General features: G+C 45.1%; 4 protein-coding genes. All 4 read left to right on the top strand.

Features of this window, described 5'->3' with window-relative positions:
* Positions 1-240 precede the first annotated feature (240 nt).
* Positions 241-369, top strand: a complete 129-nt coding sequence (locus tag AK963_RS36745) for a hypothetical protein (protein WP_274520562.1) — start codon at positions 241-243, stop codon at positions 367-369.
* 143 nt (positions 370-512) lie between these two features.
* Positions 513-986, top strand: a complete 474-nt coding sequence (locus AK963_RS28070) for a RuvC family protein (protein WP_139117735.1) — start codon at positions 513-515, stop codon at positions 984-986.
* Positions 983-1,564 carry a bacteriophage antitermination protein Q gene (locus AK963_RS28075; RefSeq protein ID WP_066018607.1) on the top strand — a complete coding sequence of 194 codons (582 nt, stop codon included), beginning with the start codon at positions 983-985 and terminating at the stop codon, positions 1,562-1,564. Before AK963_RS28070 ends, AK963_RS28075 begins: the two co-directional genes overlap by 4 nt.
* 16 nt (positions 1,565-1,580) lie before the next feature.
* On the top strand, positions 1,581-1,970 hold the full coding sequence (locus AK963_RS28080; RefSeq protein ID WP_066018608.1) for a hypothetical protein: 390 nt from the start codon (positions 1,581-1,583) through the stop codon (positions 1,968-1,970).
* The last annotated feature ends 174 nt before the right edge of the window (positions 1,971-2,144 follow it).

Genomic DNA, 2,144 nt, shown 5'->3' on the forward strand with positions numbered 1-2,144 from the left:
ACTATGAAGATATTATCAATAAATGCTGTGAGGCATGGAATGAATTACTTTCTGAAGTTGGCCGATTGAAAAGTCTATGCTCCCGTTCATGGGCTGTTATTTCATAATTTAAAAATGGAATTGGTATTATTGCCTCCAAGCATTGGCGAAGAACCGTTGATGCCATGATCCAGCGAGGCTTTTTGACGATTGAAGAGCCATTTGTATTCGTTTCTGAAAAAGGTCAGGAGGCGCTCAATCATGAATAAGTCAGTTGGTTATTTCTTGATCAAAAAAGACCCAACCCAACCTATTGTTGTCTTTGTTGATTCTGGAGCCCCCTCTCAATGCCCTAAGCCCTTTATTTTCAGTGGGCTGAGAGGTGTTTGATGCCTTTAGCCGCTGACCCCACCCCACCCTCTCTCTCTTTAGAGAGAGGTGGATAAGGGGGCGGTCAAGGGAAGCATGGCAAAAAAGAGGGTAAGGGAACCCATTCGGAAGGGAATTTCAAAAGCAGGGAACAGGAAAGAAAAGTGATGAAGAAAATCATTATTGGAATAGACCCAGGGCTGACGGGAGGTATAGCTATTCTGGGCAGCAGGAATAAGGAACTCATCCGGGTGGAAGATATGCCCATTATCCCGGAAGGAGGAAAGAAAAAAGTCAGCGGCCATGGTCTGATGAAAATCATCGGAGGCTATACCCGGCACCAGGTGGAGATGGTCTATCTGGAAAAAGTGGGAGCAAGACCAGGACAGGGCGTGGTCTCCATGTTCAACTTTGGTCGTTCGTATGGCGCTGTGGAAGCTGCAGTCAGCTTAATGGGTTTTCCCCTGACCTATGTGACTCCTCAACGCTGGAAACGCTCTGCTGGTCTGATGGGAGCTCACAAGGACGCATCCAGAGGCAAAGTATTGGATCTCTACCCGGATGCAGACGTTCATCGAAAAAAAGACAATGGTCGTGCTGACGCGGTGCTCATTGCCCGATATGGAGAATCTGCATGAAATTCTACTCAGCAAGGCAAGCCATTCATGATGCTTATGCTATTCACCTGACCAGCAAAGGGTTTGAAGTTAATCCACTGGCATCTCGCATGAGCAGTCACTCAATCAAACAGGAAAACGATTTACTGATCTGCAATGCAGTGGAAGCCGGAAAGATCATTGCTGCAGTGGAAAAACTTGATGAGCCATTTCGCTCCTGGGCAAAGTGGGTTTATGCCCCCAGAACTGAGCACTTCATGCCTGAGCAGGGCAGGTTCTTTCAGTGGTTAGAGCGGGACGTTACCGAAAAGTTGGCGAAAAGTGAGCGGGACTACCGAGAGGCCACCAAGCAACGGATTAGGGATGTGGTGGCCTATACAGTTATGGATTACCGCAGTTATGTGACAAATGGCCAGCACCTCTATCCAGCAAGCCTGATTATTAAGAAATGCCGGATTCAGAGGCAGAACTGGAAGCGAGATTTTCAAGAGTGGCACGGGGTTTACTGGAAAATGTGTGACGAATATTTGGATAAAACGGCCCTCATAGGAATTGTTAGGGATGTGCAAAGTTTATTGCTACGATATAGCGCAAAATAACATTTGAGGTTTTGCCATGGGTGAGTGGTCGGAGTACTTTGAAGATTTTCCAGAAGAAAACCCAGCTAATTATATTAATGGACGTTTTGCCCCTGAAGAGGCAAGGCAAAGAGCTGAGCAAAGTTATCGAGTGCAACAGCAGCGAGAGGCTGCAAATGCAGAAATCAATGACTTGATTCGACAAGCAAAGTCAGATTCAAAAAGGCGATCATTTGTTGAGCTTGAACCATGTGTTCAGTGTGGTGAAACAAAGCTCAGTATCTACAAATATCGAGATGATTATTTCAGCTGTGAATGTGAGTCGTGTGGAATTTATGGTGATGGAATACACAAGGCAGCGGCTATTGCATCAGCTGAATCTCGAATTGGAGAATTTATTGACTGGCGCGAAAAAAAGGGTTTCTAACTGCAAATATTTCAATTTGCAGTAGTAGTTGCACATGATTACTTAATTTACGCCATGTGCGACTTTTAGGTTTGCATAAGGAGACATGACTGAACCTGCTTTCTGCTATTAAAAGCAGTAAAAAGCAAAAAAGAAGGTTTCAGTCATGCCCGTTGAAGAGTTTATCACTACAGT

The sequence above is a fragment of the Endozoicomonas atrinae genome (assembly GCF_001647025.1).
Taxonomy (GTDB): domain Bacteria; phylum Pseudomonadota; class Gammaproteobacteria; order Pseudomonadales; family Endozoicomonadaceae; genus Endozoicomonas; species Endozoicomonas atrinae.

Coding starts and splice junctions, on each gene's coding strand:
- AK963_RS28080 (WP_066018608.1), top strand. CDS start 1,581: ATGGGTGAGTGGTCGGAGTACTTTGAAGATTTTCCAGAAGAAAACCCA.
- AK963_RS36745 (WP_274520562.1), top strand. CDS start 241: ATGAATAAGTCAGTTGGTTATTTCTTGATCAAAAAAGACCCAACCCAA.
- AK963_RS28075 (WP_066018607.1), top strand. CDS start 983: ATGAAATTCTACTCAGCAAGGCAAGCCATTCATGATGCTTATGCTATT.